The 16,847-nt window shown below is 64.7% G+C and carries 14 protein-coding genes; 5 read left to right on the forward strand and 9 right to left on the reverse strand.

Annotation, left to right across the window (positions count from 1 at the left end; translation table 11 throughout):
• The coding region (locus G455_RS0116055; RefSeq protein WP_028093344.1) for a zinc-binding dehydrogenase at positions 1-990 on the forward strand (990 nt) is incomplete at its 5' end.
• Positions 991-1,104: 114 nt separating this feature from the next.
• Here the strand turns inward: G455_RS0116055 and G455_RS24370 are convergent.
• Genes G455_RS24370 through G455_RS0116070 form a run of 3 tightly spaced genes read right to left on the reverse strand, consistent with a single transcriptional unit; the run spans position 1,105 to position 4,792 of the window.
• Positions 1,105-3,324, reverse strand: coding sequence for a TRAP transporter permease (locus G455_RS24370; RefSeq protein ID WP_051312569.1), 2,220 nt, complete (start codon positions 3,322-3,324; stop codon positions 1,105-1,107).
• Complete coding sequence (locus G455_RS25700) at positions 3,321-3,812, reverse strand: DUF1850 domain-containing protein (RefSeq protein ID WP_051312570.1); 492 nt, start codon at positions 3,810-3,812, stop codon at positions 3,321-3,323. Before G455_RS25700 ends, G455_RS24370 begins: the two co-directional genes overlap by 4 nt.
• On the reverse strand, positions 3,812-4,792 hold the full coding sequence (locus tag G455_RS0116070) for a TAXI family TRAP transporter solute-binding subunit (RefSeq protein WP_028094633.1): 981 nt from the start codon (positions 4,790-4,792) through the stop codon (positions 3,812-3,814). Before G455_RS0116070 ends, G455_RS25700 begins: the two co-directional genes overlap by 1 nt.
• A gap of 139 nt (positions 4,793-4,931) precedes the next feature.
• Here G455_RS0116070 and hutG point away from each other — a divergent pair, with 139 nt between their 5' ends.
• From hutG to G455_RS24385, 3 genes are read left to right on the forward strand one after another with little or no spacing between them, the layout of a single operon-like run.
• Positions 4,932-5,735: an N-formylglutamate deformylase gene (hutG, locus tag G455_RS0116075; RefSeq protein WP_035366901.1), complete on the forward strand. Its 804-nt coding sequence runs from the start codon at positions 4,932-4,934 to the stop codon at positions 5,733-5,735.
• A 10-nt stretch (positions 5,736-5,745) separates the two neighbouring features.
• On the forward strand, positions 5,746-7,164 hold the full coding sequence (locus tag G455_RS24380; protein ID WP_051312571.1) for a formimidoylglutamate deiminase: 1,419 nt from the start codon (positions 5,746-5,748) through the stop codon (positions 7,162-7,164).
• A gap of 18 nt (positions 7,165-7,182) precedes the next feature.
• A complete protein-coding gene (locus tag G455_RS24385) occupies positions 7,183-7,932 on the forward strand; it encodes an IclR family transcriptional regulator (protein WP_035366902.1) in 750 nt (249 codons plus the stop codon).
• A 10-nt stretch (positions 7,933-7,942) separates the two neighbouring features.
• Here the strand turns inward: G455_RS24385 and eutC are convergent, their stop codons facing one another.
• The 4 genes from eutC to G455_RS0116105 form a co-directional block, all read right to left on the reverse strand.
• Positions 7,943-8,737 (reverse strand): ethanolamine ammonia-lyase subunit EutC, encoded by a 795-nt coding sequence (eutC, locus tag G455_RS0116090; protein WP_028094635.1) that lies wholly within the window; start codon positions 8,735-8,737, stop codon positions 7,943-7,945.
• Positions 8,734-10,131, reverse strand: coding sequence for an ethanolamine ammonia-lyase subunit EutB (locus tag G455_RS0116095; protein ID WP_028094636.1), 1,398 nt, complete (start codon positions 10,129-10,131; stop codon positions 8,734-8,736). Before G455_RS0116095 ends, eutC begins: the two co-directional genes overlap by 4 nt.
• Positions 10,132-10,434: 303 nt before the next feature.
• The gene (locus G455_RS0116100) at positions 10,435-11,442 is read right to left on the reverse strand and encodes a nucleotidyltransferase family protein (RefSeq protein ID WP_028094637.1); all 1,008 of its coding nucleotides are present in this window, start codon (positions 11,440-11,442) and stop codon (positions 10,435-10,437) included.
• A 119-nt stretch (positions 11,443-11,561) separates the two neighbouring features.
• Complete coding sequence (locus tag G455_RS0116105; RefSeq protein WP_028094638.1) at positions 11,562-12,368, reverse strand: PaaX family transcriptional regulator C-terminal domain-containing protein; 807 nt, start codon at positions 12,366-12,368, stop codon at positions 11,562-11,564.
• A gap of 79 nt (positions 12,369-12,447) precedes the next feature.
• On the opposite strand from G455_RS0116105, the gene G455_RS0116110 reads away from it, so the two are divergent.
• Complete coding sequence (locus G455_RS0116110) at positions 12,448-14,094, forward strand: isovaleryl-CoA dehydrogenase (RefSeq protein WP_028094639.1); 1,647 nt, start codon at positions 12,448-12,450, stop codon at positions 14,092-14,094.
• A 305-nt stretch (positions 14,095-14,399) separates the two neighbouring features.
• Here the strand turns inward: G455_RS0116110 and G455_RS0116120 are convergent, their stop codons facing one another.
• Entirely contained in the window at positions 14,400-14,747 is a 348-nt protein-coding gene (locus G455_RS0116120) for a RidA family protein (RefSeq protein WP_028094640.1), read from the reverse strand.
• A gap of 240 nt (positions 14,748-14,987) precedes the next feature.
• Positions 14,988-16,820 carry an acyl-CoA synthetase gene (locus G455_RS0116125; RefSeq protein WP_028094641.1) on the reverse strand — a complete coding sequence of 611 codons (1,833 nt, stop codon included), beginning with the start codon at positions 16,818-16,820 and terminating at the stop codon, positions 14,988-14,990.
• Positions 16,821-16,847: the final 27 nt, after the last annotated feature.

The raw sequence follows: 16,847 nt of genomic DNA on the forward strand, positions 1-16,847 counted from the left end.
TCGGGCGCCGACCCGGAAGGCATCTTCCCCTGCATCCTCGGCCATGAGGGCGCCGGCGTGGTGATCGAGGTGGGCGAGGGCGTGACCACGCTGAAGCCCGGCGATCACGTGATCCCGCTTTATACGCCGGAATGCCGTGAATGCCCGTCCTGCCTCAGTGGCAAGACCAACCTGTGCACCGCGATCCGCAACACCCAGGGCCAGGGGCTGATGCCCGACGGCACGACGCGGTTCTCGATGCTCGATGGCACGCCGATCTATCACTACATGGGCTGTTCGACCTTCGCCAATCACACGGTGATGCCGGAGATCGCGCTGGCCAAGGTGCGCGAGGACGCGCCCTTCGACAAGATTTGTTATATCGGCTGTGGCGTGACCACCGGCATCGGCGCGGTGATCAATACCGCGGGCGTCGAGATCGGCTCGACCGCGGCGGTGTTCGGTCTGGGCGGCATCGGGCTCAATGTGATCCAGGGGCTGCGGATGGCCGGCTGCGACATGATCATCGGTGTCGATCTGAACGACGACAAGGCCGAGATGGCGAAGAAGTTCGGCATGACGCATTTCGTCAACCCGTCGAAATCGGACGTGCCGGTGGTGCAGCAGATCGTCGATCTGACCAAGCGCGGCGCCGATCAGATCGGCGGGGTGGATTATTCCTTCGACGCCACCGGCAACGTGCAGGTGATGCGGGATGCGCTGGAATGTTCGCACCGGGGCTGGGGGGTGTCGGTGGTGATCGGGGTTGCGCCTTCGGGGGCCGAGATCTCGACCCGCCCGTTCCAGCTGGTCACCGGCCGGGTCTGGAAGGGCACCGCCTTCGGCGGCGCCAAGGGCCGTACCGATGTGCCGAAATTCGTCGATTGGTACATGGACGGCAAGATCGAGATCGACCCGATGATCACCCACAAGCTGAAGCTTGAGGAGATCAACCACGGGTTCGAACTGATGCATGAAGGCAAGTCGATCCGCGCCGTCGTCGAATATTGATCACAGCCGCGCCCGGCCGACAGGCCGGGCGCATTTGACAAGCAAGCGGCCTGCCGGTGTCCCGGCAGGCCGCTTTTGGTTTCAGGTCCTGTTCGGTGTCCTGTGCCCGGGCAATCAGGCCGGGGTTGCCCGCGGCATCGGCCGGGCCAGCACCGCCAGCACCAGGACGGCCCCGATGGTGATGGCGATCCAGTTGGTCGAGATCAGGAACAACCCGCCCACCGTCAGAGCGATCTTGTGCCACAGAAACAGGTTCTGGCGGAACCAGCCGATATAGGCCGAGGACAGCGCCAGAACACCCAGCAACCCGGACAGCAGCGCGGTGACGAATTCAACCGGGGTGAAATCGACGAACAGCAGGCTTGGTGCATAGACGAACATGAAGGGCACCAGTGCCTTGCCCATCGACAGGCGGAATGCCGTCGTCCCCGTTGTCATCGGTTCGCTGCGCGCCAGGCCGGCGGCGGCATAGGCGGCCAATGCCACCGGTGGCGTCACATCGGCCAGCACCCCGAAGTAGAAGACGAAGAAGTGCGTGGCGATCAGCGGTACGCCGAATTCCATCAGCGCCGGCGCTGCGATCGAGGCCAGGATGATATAGGTCGGCGTGGTGGGGATGCCGGCGCCCATCACGATGCAGGCGATGGCGACGAAGATCAGCCCGAAGAACAGCGCCAGGCCGTTTTCCGACAGCATGCCGGTGAAATCCATGCCGATCACGAAGGTGGCGAGGTCATGCGCCAGTTGCACCACTGCGGCGGAGAACTTGAAGCCCAGGCCGGTCAGCGTGGTCATCCCAAGAAGGAAGCCGACGCAGGCACAGGCGGCGCCGATGGCCAGCGCGAATTTGGCGCCATCCTCGAACCCCTGCACCAGACGCGGCGGCGTCAACACGGTGGAGGTGTCCATCGTTGTATTGCCCAGCATCCGCATAAGGAGCGGCACATAGGAGAAGACGATGGTCAGGATGATGCCCCAGAAGGCGGCGAGGAAGGGCGTGTATTGCATCAACAGCATCGCCACCATGACCCCCAACGGGATGAACAGGTGCCAGGATTTCGCCAGCACCGCACCGAACTGCGGGATCTTGTCCTTGGACAGCCCCTTCAGCCCCAGCTTCTTGGCTTCCAGATGCACCATCAGCAGGATGGCGATATAGTGGAAGGCCGCAGGCACGATGGCGATCAGGATCAGCTCGTTATAGGGGATGCCCAGCATCTCGGTCATCACGAAGGCCGAAGCGCCCATGATCGGCGGTGTCACCTGGCCACCGCAGGAGGCCGAGGCCTCGACAGCGCCGGCGAAACGCCCGGAAAATCCGGATTTCTTCATCAAGGGAATGGTGAAGGCGCCGGTGGTCACCGTGTTGGCGATGGGCGAGCCGGAGATCATCCCGAAGAAACCGGAGGAGACCACCGAAACCTTGGCCGAACCGCCCGAAGCGCGGCCGGCGATGATAGTGGCCAGGTCGATGAAGAGCTGGCCCAGACCGCTCATCTGCGCGAGGATGCCGAACAGCACGAAGTGGAACACATAGGTGGCGACCACGCCGACAGCGACGCCATAGATGCCTTCTGTGCCGACGAACAGGTGGTTGACGATGCGGGTGATCGAATAGCCGCGATGCGCCAGGATACCTGGCAGATAGGGGCCGACCAGCGCATAGAGCAGACAGGCGACGCCGATATAGGCAAGCGTCGAGCCCATGGTGCGCCGCGTGGCCTCGAGCGTCATGATGATGGCGACGAGACCCATCATATAGACCGGCTCAGGCGGGTTTCCGACATTGTCGATGAAAATGTGTTTGAAGAAGATCGCCAGATAGGCCGAGAAGCCGGCACCGAAGGCGGCGAAGATCCAGTCGCGCAGGGCCACCTTTTCGGGGTTGGCGCCCTTGCGGTTGAACGGCAGGGTCAGGGCGATCAGGATCAGCATCACCACGGTGAAGCCGGTCTTCAACCCGCTGGGCGGCAGCGCCTGCACAAGATCGTAGAGGATGTAGAGGTAGAAGGCCGCGAAAAGCAGCGAGTCGACCCAGAGCCGTGGGGTCGGCTGCGCCCGTTTGCGCGGGAACACCAGAAAGATCAGCCCCATCACGAACGTCAGGTGGATGGTGCGGTGCATCACCTCGTTCAGCAGCCCGAAGCCGGCTGTATAGACGTGAAACAGCGACAGGATGACCGAGGCGATGGTGACGAAGATCGCCGTCGGCCCGACCAGCCGGCGGAAATTCGACTCGGAGTCATATTCCCGGACCAGGGCCTCCAGTTCGTCTGCGGAATAGTCGTGGTCAGGCTGTGCGGCGGTATGATCGCGCGGTGGGGTATTGGTCAATAGGGTCTCTCCTCGTCACAGGGGGCAAGGGTCAGGGCGTTATAACCCAAGCGCGCCAAGGGCAAGTCTGTATCAGCGGTATGCAGTGTATTCTTGAATTGCGCCTGGATGCGCAGCGGGATCGGGCCGGTGGGACGGTCAAGCTCGATTATGAACTTTCCTTCCTCATGACGCCAGCCTGTCGCCTCCATGTCATTGGCGATCGAGGGCAGCCCGGCACCATGGGCCTGAAACACTTCGGAGGTCTGGATGATCTGACCATCGACGACGTGATAGGTATCGGTCACCGGGGTGCGGGATACCGAATGAATGAAGCTGAGGGCAAAGGCGCCGTCCGGACCAGCTGGCAGGCGGGCGACCTCATGGCCGTCGCCCCGGGTTTCGGTCAGGCAGAGCCAGACCTCTCCAGCGCGTGCCGGAGAGGTGAGGAGCGGGACAGCGACCAAGGCCGCCATCCCGCCCTGACGCAGTTGTCTGCGCAGGGTCATTACTTGGAGATGCCCTTTTCGGCGTAGTATTTCGCGGCGCCCGGGTGCACCGGGATCGACACGCTTTCCAGTGCCGTTTCCAACGAGATTTGCTTGCCCATCGGGTGCACTTTGCCGAGCGTTTCGGTGTTTTCGTACAGCGCCTTGGTCACCGCATAGATCAGATCGTCCGGCACTTCGGCATGGGTTGCCCAGATGGCGCGCACGGCCAGGGTTTCCACGTCGGAATCGACACCCTTGTAGCTGCCGGCGGGGATTACCGCGCTGGCATAATAGGGTTGGGTTTCCTGCAGCTTGGCAATTGCCGGCCCGTGCAGCGGCACGATGGCGATGTCGTGGCCGTTGGCCAGGTCGATGACCGAAGAGGTCGGCAGGCCGGCGGTGATCAGCGAGGCATCGAGGTTGCCGTCCTTGATCTTGTCGACCGACTGCGCGAAGGACGAATAATCCTCGGACACGTCATCGCGGCTCATGCCGTGGGCTTCCAGCAGGTCGCCCAGCAGTTGCCATTGGCCCGACCCCGGCGACCCGGAGGAGATCGACTTGCCCTTCAGATCAGCGAATTCCTTGATGCCGCTGTCGGCCCGTACCACCAGTTGCACGGTTTCCGGATAGAGGGCGCCGATGGCCCGCAGGTTGGTCAGCGCGGTGCCGTCGAACTGATTCTTGCCATTATAGGCGGCATCCAGGATATCGGCGGCGGCAAAGGCCGATTCGATCTCGCCACGGCCCAGGAGCTGTGCGTTGGCGACCGAGGCGTTGCCGGTTTCCGCAGTGGCCGAGATCTTGGTATCGGGCAGTTCCGCGGTGTTCGAAATCAGCTGAGCCAGCATCCCGCCCAGCGGATAATAGGTGCCGCCGGTGCCGCCGGTGGCGATGCCAAAGAAGGTACGGCTGGCCGCGAAAGCGGGGGCCGAGACGATCCCCGCCAGCGTGGCCGCGGCGGTGGTGCCCAGAAACTGGCGCCGAGAAATGGTCATGGTCTTCTCCTTGTTGCAAGGTTATCGCCCCCGGTCCGGCCGGGCCGGAAGGCGCGACAGGGCAGAGGGTCGGATGAAACGATCTTGACGGTATGTTTTCGCATGTCAATATTGGTTTTCAAATGTGAAAGGGCTGTCTATGGGAAATTTCGGCGATATTCCCCTCTTCGATCGGAGCTGCGGCACCACGCCGCTGCTGTTGAACGTTCCCCATGCCGGCACCTTTTTGCCCGACACGCTTCGCGCCCGGTTGCGGCCCGAGGCGTTGGACCTCTGCGACACCGATTGGCACATGGACCGGATCGCTCGCGACATCCTGCCCGAGGGCGCCAGCCTGCTTTGCGCCAAGCCCTCGCGCTATGTCGCCGACCTGAACCGGCCGGCGGATGACCTGCCGCTTTATGCCGGGGCGACCACCGGGCTGATCTCGACCATCGACTTCGACGGCAACCCGCTCTACCTCCCGGGCCAGGAGCCCAACGAGGCCGATCGCCAGGCCCGTATTGACGAAGTTTGGACGCCCTATCACGCGGCGCTGGCCGGTGAAATAGAGCGAATCCGCGCAGCCCATGGTTATTGCCTGCTGCTTGACGTCCATTCGATTCGCAGCCACGTGCCGCGCCTGTTCGACGGACGGTTGCCCGACCTGAACCTTGGCACCAACTCGGGCGCCAGCGCCGCGCAGGACCTGAGCGATGCGGCTTTCGAGGCGCTCAGGGCCAGCGGTTTCAGCGCGGTGCGCGATGGCCGGTTCAAGGGCGGGTTCATCACCCGTCACTATGGCCAGCCTTCGGAAAACGTTCATGCCCTGCAGATCGAGATCGCGCAGGACAATTACATGCTGGAACAAAGCCCCTGGACTTATGTCCCGGAAAAGGCCGACCGGCTGAAACAGGCGCTGAGTGCGCTGGTGGCGGTGATGGCCGCCTATCGCCCGCAGTAAGGAAACGATAATGACCACTTTGCCTCAAGGCGCGCTGGATGGCGCGCATTTCCGCCTGGCGCTGACACCCGAGGGCTGGCGGCGCAATCTCTCGGCCACCTTCGCCGCCGATGGCACCATCGCCGCGCTGGTCGAGGATGACAATCCGCAGGGCTTTGCCGTCTATGACAACCCGGTGGTTCCGGGCATTACCGACCTGCACAGCCATGCGTTCCAATATGCAATGGCCGGCCTGTCCGAAGTGCGCCGCAACCCGGTGGACAGCTTTTGGTCCTGGCGCGACATCATGTATTTCTTCGCCCTCACCCTCAGCCCCGAGGACATGCAGGCGATCGCGGCGCGGCTGTATCTCGACCTGCTGAAGGGCGGCTATACCGGTATCGTGGAATTCCACTATGTCCACAACGATCTGGATGGCTCCGCCTATGCCCGGCGGGAAGAACTGTCGCTGGCGATCTTCGAGGCGGCAGAGGCGACCGGCATCAGCCTGACCCATCTGCCGGTCTTCTATGCTCATTCGAACTTTGGCGGTCTGGCCCCGACAGATGGGCAACGGCGGTTCATTCAGGATCTGGACGGCTATGCCCAGATGCTGCGGGCGCTGAAGCCGGTGGCCGAGGCCAAGGGGCATCGGCTGGGCATCGCGCCGCATTCGCTGCGCGCGGTAACCGAGGCCGAGATGACCGCGCTGATGGCGCTGCGCGACGATCTGCTGCCCGGCTGTCCGGTGCATATCCATGTCGCCGAACAGATGAAAGAGATCGAGGATTCGCTGGCCTATAACGGTCGCCGGCCGGTGGAACAGTTGTTCGACATCGCCCCGGTCGATGACAAATGGTGCCTGATCCACGCCACGCATCTGACTGATGCGGAGGTCACGCAGATCGCCGCTTCGGGCGCCACCGTCGGGCTTTGCCCGATGACCGAGGCCAACCTGGGCGATGGCATCTTCCGGGCTGCGGATTATCTGGCGCAGGGTGGGCAGTTCGGCATCGGATCGGATTCCAACATCGCCGTGTCCGCCGCAACCGAGTTGCAGCAACTGGAATACAGCCAGCGCCTGCGCGACCGGCAGCGGAACGTTCTGGCCGCACCGGATCAGCCGCATGTGGCCGCGAACCTTTGGACGCGCGCGGCGCTTGGCGGGGCGCGGGCCGCGGGCCGGCCCGAAGGTGCGTTGACCGTGGGCGGTGCTGCCAATTTCGTTGAGCTGACCAGCCCCGAGCCGGGGGCAATGGCCCCGATTGACCCGGAAGCAGCGCTCGACTTCCACGTCTTTGCTGGCCGGGGCTTCCATGTCGGCGACGTCTGCGTGCGGGGCCGCCGCGTGGTTACCGCCGGCCAGCACCCGGAAGAGGTGCGTATTCTCCGCGATTATGCCGATGCCATGGCGCGGGTTGCCGAGCGGCTGGCCAATCGCGCGACCTGAAGGGACAAGACAAGCTGAATGGCCAAGGACCCCGCGTATCGCTCAAACTCTCTGGTGCGCGGTCTGCGCATTCTCGAATGCTTCGACCCTCGTCATCCCGAGATGACGCTGAGCGAGATTGCCGAGGCTATTGGCGTCACCAGTTCCGCCGCCTATCGTTTCGTCATCACGCTGGAACGGGAAGGCTATCTGGCGCGGCACGAGAACAGCTATCGGCTGGCGCCGCGGGTGATGGATCTGGGCTATGGCTATGTCAAATCGCTCGATGTCTATGACATCGCGCGGCCCTTGGCGGATCGGCTCAGGAACGAAACCGGCTTTACCGTGCATGTCTCGGTCCTGGAGGGGACCGAGATCGTCTATGTCTATCGCGCGCTGTCGGATCGTTCGATGGTGTCGAATGTGCCGGTGGGGTCGCGCCTGCCGGCGGTTTCGACCACCATGGGCCGGGTGCTGCTGAGCGATCTGGACGAGGCGGAGCTGGATCGCCGGTTTGCCGGATATCGCTTCGCCCCGATGACCGAGGCGGCGCCGGCGACATTGTCGGCACTCAAGGCTTTGCTGGTCGAGGATCGCAAGCGTGGCTATGTTGCGCAACGTTCGCATCTGGCGACCGGCACGTTTTCCATCGCGGCGCCGCTGGTGTCGCGTCATGGCGATTATGTCGCTGCGATCAACCTTTCCGGGCACGAATTGCAACTGCAACCGGATGCCGCGTTGATTGAAAAGGTGCGCCAGACCGCCCGGCAGATTTCGGAAATGCTCTGAACCTTCCGGGTCAGCTCAGCGCCCCGGGCGCTGGAGGGGCGGCGATGGTTTCGGTCCGGTCCTTCAGGTCGACACCGGAGAGTTTCAGCCGCGCTGCCTCGCGCAATAGGTAGATCGCCCGATGCGCCGCGTCATCGGCGCCCAGCCCGCCGGGGCGGATATTCGAAATGCAATTGCGGTCGGCATCGGTGCTGCCGACGCGCGGCGCCCAGGTCAGATAGAGCCCCAGGCTGTCAGCCGCCGACAGGCCGGGTCGTTCGCCGATCAGCACCAGCGCCATTCTGGCGCCAAGCGCCTGGGCGATCTCGTCGCCGATGGCGACACGTGCCTGGGTCGCGATCACCAGAGGGGCAGGGGACAGCCCTGCCGCCCTGATGAGCGGCCAGAGCGCCGCAAGGAAGGGCGGCGCCGAGGTCTGGGTGGCCAGGGCAGATAGCCCGTCGGCCAAAACGATGGCGACATCCGGCTGATGGTCGGGCCGGTGCGATTGCAGCATCTCATAGGTCCTGGGCGCCAGCAGACGGCCCAGATCCGGACGTTGCAGATAGGTGGCGCGATCCGGCGCCTGGCTGCAGACCTGCAAGGCGTCTTGACCCTCCGTCCCCAGATCCTGGCGCAGCCGGTCGACGTCCAGCGCCGAATGCACCGCCGTGCGCGCCTGCGCATGGGCGATCTGGAAGTCCAGATGCCGTGCCGTCGTTACCGACACGCCCGCCCGCCCCAGGGCGATCCGCGCCGGGGTCAGCCGTCTGAGCCCGGCCCATTGGTCGGCGCTGCGATCGTCGGGAAGCTCGGTCTTGCTCATGCCCGGCCCAGCCTCAGTACGGTGTGCGACAGCTCCCCCGGCGGCAGCGGATTGGGGGCGAATGTCCCGTCCGCCGCCATGATGCCGATCCGGTCCAGCCAGGCCTCGAACTCCGGCGCCGGGCGCAGGCCCAGTACTCGCCGGGCATAAAGCGCGTCATGGAAAGAGGTGGTCTGATAGTTCAGCATCACATCGTCCGATCCGGGGATCCCCATGATGAAATTGATCCCGGCCGCCCCCAGAAGGGTCAGCAGGATGTCCATATCGTTCTGATCCGCCTCGGCGTGGTTGGTGTAACAGATGTCACAGCCCATCGGTACGCCCAGAAGCTTGCCGCAGAAGTGATCCTCAAGCCCGGCGCGGATGATCTGCCGGCCGTCGAACAGGTATTCCGGCCCGATGAAGCCCACCACCGTGTTGACCAGCAGCGGATCAAAGGCCCGGGCCACCCCATAGGCGCGCGCCTCGAGCGTCTGCTGATCGACGCCGTGATGTGCCCCCGCCGACAGCGCCGATCCCTGGCCGGTCTCGAAATACATCACGTTCTGCCCGAGCGTGCCGCGGTTCAGCGCCAGCGTGGCCTGATGCGCCTCGGCCAGCAGGGCCAGCGATATGCCAAAGGATTTGTTGGCTGCCTCGGTTCCGGCGATCGACTGAAAGGTCAGATCTACCGGTGCGCCCTGCTCGATCGCCTGCAGGGTGGTGGTGACATGGGCCAGCACGCAGGATTGCGTCGGGATCTCGTTTTCGGCGATCACCGCGTCGAGCATGTGCAGCAGATCGATCAACGTGGCGACATTGTCCGAGGCGGGGTTGATCCCGATCACCGCATCGCCAGAGCCATACATCAGACCGTCGAAGATCGAGGCCGCGATGCCGCGGGCATCGTCGGTCGGATGATTCGGTTGCAGCCGGGTCGACAGCCGCTTTTCCAAGCCGATGGTATTGCGGAACCGGGTCACCACCCGGCATTTCTGGGCGATCAGGATCAGGTCCTGCACCCGGCAGATCTTGGATAGCGCCGCCACCATTTCGGGGGTGAGCCCGGGGGCCAGCGCCGTCAGCATGGCGCTGTCGGCGGCGTCCGACAGCAGGAAATCGCGCAGATCTCCCACTGTCATATGTGCCACCAGGGCGAAGGCTGCGGCGTCGTGGTTGTCGAGGATCAGCCTGCTGACCTCGTCTTTCTCATAAGGCACCACGGTTTCGCTCAGAAACACCCTGAGCGGCAGGTCGGCCAGCGCCACCTGGGCGGCGACGCGCTCCACCTCGGTCCCGGCAGCGAGACCGGCAAGCTGATCGCCGGACCTGAGCGGCGTTGCCCGCGCCAGCAGCGTTCTGAGGTCGTCGAACCGGAAGGTTTCTCCGCCAAGGCTGTATCGAAATCCGGGCATCCCGCCATCCGTTCTTGCTGTTGCGTCCGAGCCTATCCGAAGACGGGCGGCGACGGCCAGATCGGAACCGGGCGGGGGTGGCCTGCTTGGGGTCTCAGGGCGCGGGGTGGTCAGAAAACCGGCATTCGCGATCGCCTGTGCCCCCGGTGATGCGGTGATGCCGGCAGCCCTCTGTCGGGGACAGGCCTTGCCGGTTTGCTTGCTTCCCCCGACGGGGGCGACGTCATCGCCGCCATTTCGTGAACGGGGCGCAGGACAGCAGGGGAATTTGATTGTCCTGACGCTGCGGGGCAGGGCAGGGGGCTAAAGCGCCTCCAGCCGGGCGCGCAGATCGGGCTGGCGGGTCAGCGCCTGTTCCAGCCGGGCGGCCCATCGCGGGCCGCGGGCGCGGGCGTCCTCATAGGCCTCCAGCAGCTCATCTGGGCGATCCTCGGCCAGAATGTCGATCAGGAAATGCGCCTGGCGGCGGTCCTTTTCTGCTTTCAGCGCGTCGCCGCCCAGCCGACGGGTCGAGACAATCAGCTTGTGGATGGCAAACCGTTCGGGGCGGGGGATTTGCACCAGAACGCCCGAGCGATAGAGTGCCGCGGCGGGGATCGGTTCGGCGATCAGGTAATTCAGGTAATGCAGCGCCTGGGCCCGCACGTTCAGTGCCGCCAATGGCCGCAGTTCCTCCTGTCCGAACGCCGGGGTGAGAAATTCGACCAGGGTGCCGCTTTTGGACTGGCTCCAGCGCCAGGCCTGCCGATTGTCCAGCGCCGGCACCGGGTCGAACCGGAACTCTGACAGCACTTCGGCCAGTGGCGGATCGGCCCGGTCGTCCAGCGCCAGTGACAGCCGTTCGAAACTGGCGATATCCAGATCGCCCGTCTGCGCGGTGTCGTCGAAGGCGAAGCGCACGCCCAGCTCGCCCTCATACAGCCGGAAGGCATGGGTGCCCACGACCGTGCCGCCCAGCCGGAAGGCCCCGGCGCGGGCCATGGCATAGAGCAAGCTGCCGGTGGCCTGATCGGTGCTCAGAAAACCTTCGGCCCGTAACAATCGCACCAGCCGGCTGCGCGCTGCGCGGCGCTCTGCGGCTTCGGCCCTGAGCGCACGGGCCTGTTCCAGCCGGTGCCGCAGCTCATCGCTGTCTTCGCCGATATAGGTCTTCTTGACCGCAGTGCCGATGCGATAGCTGTCGTACCAATAGGTCCTGCCGTTGCGGACCAGGGGCGTCGGCGTGCCCCGTAGCGTGCTGGCGGCCTCGTCCTTCAGCAGGCGCAGTAGATCGTGATAGGCGGCATGGGCGATCGGGGAGTGGCGCTGCATTGAATGTGCTCAACAATTTTATTCATTGTTGAGCATAATGTGTATTCAACAAAAAGAAAAGATGTTGAGCATCACCTTGGTGGGCTTTGGTGCTGCCCGTACCGGGCCGGTTGCGTGGGTCACCCCCGGGCCTCCGCCAGGAAATCTGCCCAGATCGCCCGTCCGGTATCGTCAAAGCGCTTGGCGGTGTCGATATAGGCGTGCCGCGCCGCCTCGTCCGCCAGCGGTGCGGGCAGCATGGGGTCGAAGACGATCCGCCGGATGGCCGCGTCGCCCAGGAGGTAGCTTTCCCGCGCGGCTTGCTCCAGTGGCAGACCTTCGGCCTGTCGGTACAACCATCGGGTCAGCCGCGCGGCGCCGTCGCGATAGCTTTCTTCCGACGTGTCGGGATGCCAGAGCGATAGGGCGCGGGCCTCGCGGTCCGGATCGAAGCCGCTGGCGCGGAACACTGCGGCCTCGGGCCCCAAGCCTAGTGCGATCAGCCGGTCGCGCACCGCCGCGACCCCGCCCAGAAGATTGTCGGGCCGCAGATACAGCCCATGGTCCAGCTCGCGCATCCCCAGCATCGACAGCGCCCGGGCGCGGGCGCGCAGCGCCTTGCGATCGCTGCGGGGCAGCCCGCCGGTTGCCGTCGCGATCCACCGTCCGGACCAGTCGGTCAGGCGGTCTTCGGCACTGCGCCAGGCGGCGACATCTGCCCCAAGCTGGCGGCCGTTCGGTCCCAGCCGGTAGAGCCCGCGGTCGATGCTTTCCGTCCGGCCCGACTGGGTCAGCCGTGCCAATGTCACCCGCACATTGTTTTCCGAGATGTCGAACAGCGCACAGGCGCGCACCGCTTCGGCCACGCTCAGAATACCGCCATCAACCACCGTCAGCAGCCGCAGGATCAGCGGCCGGGCATTCAGCGGTTCGTTGTCGGAACCCATATTACACGAATTGATATTTTCTGATATCATGAGTAATGATTATCTAAGCCGGAGCGCCTGCTGGCAAGAGGAGGAAAACATGTCAATCACCGAACAGTTCATGACGCACGATGTGCAGAACCAGCCAACCCCGCTGAGGGACTATAACGTCTGGGAGGTGGATACCCCCCTGCGCGAGGCGGTGGAACGCGAAGGCGGGGGCTGGGCCGCCGATCACCTGAGCGAATACGGTGCCCGCGCCGGCAGCGATCTGCTGGACGCTGGTTATGCCGCGAATGAAAATAAGCCCAAACTGCGTTCCTTCGATCGCTATGGCCGCCGGATTGACGAGGTGGAGTTTCATCCAGCCTATCATGATCTGATGCGGGCTTCCATGCAGTTCGGCATGAACGGATTTGCCTGGCGCAATGCCAACCGTGCCGGTGCCCATGTGGCCCGTGCGGCGGTGATGTATATCGGCTCGCAGGCCGATGCCGGCACCGGTTGCCCGATGTCGATGACCTATGCGGCGATCCCTGCGCTGCGTCACAGCCCCGAATTGGCCGAGAAATGGATCCCCAAGCTGATCTCGCCCGATTACGATCCGCGCCCGATCCCGATGGAGGAAAAGGCCGGCTGCACCATCGGCATGGGCATGACCGAAAAACAGGGCGGATCGGACGTGCGTGCCAATACCACCCGCGCCATCCGGCAGGAGGATGGCAGCTATGCCATCGTCGGCCACAAGTGGTTTTTCTCGGCGCCGATGTGCGACGCGCATCTGGTGCTGGCCCAGGCCGAGGGCGGGCTGAGCTGTTTCCTGATCCCGCGCATCCTGCCCGACGGCAGCCGCAATGCGGTCGAGGTGCAGCGGCTGAAGGACAAGCTGGGCGATTGGTCCAACGCTTCCTCCGAAGTCGAGTTTCAGGGCGCCCGGGGCGAGCTGGTGGGCGAAGAGGGGCGCGGCATCGTCACCATTCTGGAAATGGTGGCGCTGACCCGGCTCGACTGCATGATCGGATCGTCGTCGCAGATGCGTCAGGCGCTGGTGCAGGCGATGCACCACACTCGCCACCGCAAGGCCTTCGGCAAGCTGCTGGTGGATCAGCCGCTGATGCGCAACGTGCTGGCCGATCTGGCGCTGGAGGTCGAGGCCGCCATCGCCTTGACCCTGCGGGTGGCACGCGCCATCGATTCCGCTCCGCGTGACGATCACGAGGCGGCGCTTGCCCGTATCGCCACCGCGATCGGCAAATACTGGATCTGCAAGCGCACGCCGCCGATGGTGAACGAGGCGCAGGAATGCCTGGGCGGCATCGGCTATGTCGAAGAGACCATGATGCCGCGGCTCTATCGTCAGGCGCCGCTCAATTCGATCTGGGAAGGCAGCGGCAACGTGCAGTGCCTCGATGTGCTCCGCGCATTGAAGAAGGAACCGGAAACCCGCGAGGCGCTGTTTGCCGAACTGCTCAGCGCCAAGGGCAAGGACGCGCATTACGATGCCGAACTGGGCCGGCTAGCACAGTCCTTCGAGGATGTGGCGACGCTGGAGTTCCGCAGCCGCCAGGTGGTCGAACGCGCGGCGCTGATGCTGCAGGCCTCGATCCTGCTGAAATCGGCCGATCCGGCGATTGCCGCCGAATTCTGTCGTTCGCGCATTGGTGGCGAACATGGGCTGGCCTTCGGCACGCTGGGCCCCGATGCTCCGGTCGAGCTGCTGTTGCAACGCGCCATGACGGCCGCCTGACGGGATGGGGGCCGGGTGGACCGGCCCCTACATCAACCCCAGCAGGCGCGGGATGGTCAGCCACAGCGCCGGCCAGAAGGTGGTCACCAAAGTAACCGGCAGCGCCACGATCAGCAGCATCGACAGCACCGGCCCGACACGCCGCGCCGCAACGGCAAGGCCGGCCGTGTTATCGGATGTTCCTGCGCGAATGGGCCAGGGCTCGACCTGCGCGGGTCCGGACCAGGCCGCGCGGCGCAGACGAAAAGACCCGGCGCGCGGGCAGCGCGCCGGGCCGTCAGAACTTGCGCCACAGGCGCGCGCGATTATTTCGCAGCGGTGATGATGAATTCGACCTTATAGTCCGGGGTGGCCAGCTTGGCTTCGCCACAGGCGCGTGCCGGGCCGGAGCCGGCGGGCACCCAAGCGTCCCAGACGGCATTCATTTCGGCGAAATCGGCCATGTCGTCCAGCCAGATCACCGCTTGCAGGATGCGGGTCTTGTCGGTGCCGGCCTCGGCCAGAAGGGCGTCGACCTGCTCCAGGCAGCCCTTGGCCTGTTCGGTGACGCTGGCGCCGGGATTGGCGACTTGGCCGGCCAGATAGACAGTGTCGCCATGAATGACGAGCTGGCTCATGCGGTCGTTGGTATGTTTGCGGATGATATCGGTCATGACGGGATCTTTCGTGGTTCAGGATACACCGAAAAGGCGCTGCGCCCCTTTAGCCGGCGGCCTTTAACGACGCCAGAGGCGGCATGGCGATCTTGTCACTTCAGGCCGGATTTTTCCCGTCGGCGGTAATATCTGTCCTCAATTGCATCACGCGGCGCCCGAATGTCATCGGGCGCGGGGCGGGTTCGATGATCTGCCCGGGGTCGGTGAGTGGCCAGTCGCCCCGGACAGACGGTTGCGCTATGCGATCTCGACCCCGAAGGCAAAGCCCGACAGGCAGGCATGCAGGCGGTCTTCGTTCTCGGCCCCGCTCAGATAAGCGACATATCCGCGCCCGGGCACCTGTTTCACCGTGATCTCACTCAGATCAAGGCCGGCCAGCTTCGCCTCGGTCCGGATCACGTCGGCGATCTCGCGCATCACCAGATCGGGCTTGAACAGCTTGCCGACAGCGGTCTGGGGCAGCGCGTCGACCACGCGGATCGCCTTGGGGATGGCGGCACGTTCGGGAACCGCGCGGGCGGCATGGGCGGACAGCTCCTCGGGACTGACCTCGGCGCCATCGCGAAGCTGGACATAGGCGACCGGCACTTCGCCCGAATGCTGATCGGGGCGCGGCACGGCGGCGGCCATGGCGATGTCTGGATGGGCGTTCAGCGCCTCTTCGATCAGAGCGGGGTCGATGTTGTGACCACCGCGAATGATCAGCTCTTTCTTGCGGCCGGTCAGCCAGACATAGCCTTCGGTATCCATCCGGCCCAGATCTCCGGTGTTCATCCACAAGGCGCCGTCACGTTCCACCCAGAGCCCCTTGTTGTGATCCTCGTCGACATAGCCGAGAAACACGTTCAGCCCCTTCAGCAACACCGCGCCGACCTCTCCGGCGGCACAGTCGCGGATATAGTGGCCGTCGCTGTCGACTTCGGCGATCAACAGGTCCTGCCAGGGCAGTCGCAGCCCGATCGACCCGATCCGGCGTTCGCCGCCGATCGGGTTCAGCGCTGCGACGCAACCGCTTTCGGTCAGGCCATATCCTTCGAGGATATTGACGCCGGTGGCGGCCTCGAACCGGCGGAACAGCTCGGTCGGCATCGGCGCGGCGCCGCAGATGGCGCTGTCGAGAGAGCTGATATCGGCGTCTCCGATCGGGCGTTCCAGCAGCATCGCGTAGAGCGTCGGCACGCCGCTGAAGAAGCTGACGCGGAACCGTTCGATGATTCGCCAGAAATTGTCGATCAGCCCCAGGTCGCGATATCCTGCCGGGCTGGCCAGGATCACTTCGGCGCCGGCGGACCAGGGCAGCAGGCCGGTGACGGCGATGGCGTTGACATGGAACATCGGCAGGCCGCAGAGGAAGACGCTGTCTTTGCTCAGATGTTCGCCCAGGACGGCGGCGGTCATCATCGAATTGCCGGTTTCGCCGCTGTGGCGGCGGCGGGCGATCTTGGGCGCGCCGGTGGTGCCGCCGGTGCAGAAGAATGAACTGTCGTCCTCTCCTCGTGGCGGCGGCGCCAGCAGCCGGTCGCCGGGCTGTTCTGCCAGGGCAGCTTGGAAATTCCGCACCCGGGCATCGGTGCTGACGGTTTCTCTGCCATCGACAAGGTAGACGCGGGCAAGCCGTTCGGCCAGGCCGGGTTCGGCCGCCAGCGTGCGCCAGATCGCATCGGTGGTCACCAACAGCCTGGCCTGACCCGAGCCGAGAAGGGCGGCGATCTGGCGGGCGGCGAGGGCCGGGTTGATGGCCAGCGCGACACCTGCGGTTTCGGCCCCCCATAGCGCGAAGTGAGTCTCGGGCAGGTTGGGCAGGCAATAGGCCACAACATCGCCGCGGCCGATTCCATCGCCGTGGAACAGGTTGGCGGCGCGGGTCACCTCGGCCAGCAGGTCGGCAAAGCTCCAGCGGGTGAAGCGCTCGAAATGCGCCGGGTCGGGCAGGAAAGTCAGCGCCGGTCGGGCGCCATGCTGTTCGGCGGCGCGGCGCAGCAGATCATAGCTGGTCTGAGGCCAACCCAATGTGGCGGGGTCGGTCGCTGACAGATTAATAATGTCTGCCTCGGTGGCGATATCGGGCATTTCGGCTCTCCTCTCATCCTGTCGCGC

Source organism: Pseudodonghicola xiamenensis DSM 18339 (assembly GCF_000429365.1).
In the GTDB taxonomy this organism is placed as follows: Bacteria; Pseudomonadota; Alphaproteobacteria; order Rhodobacterales; family Rhodobacteraceae; genus Pseudodonghicola; species Pseudodonghicola xiamenensis.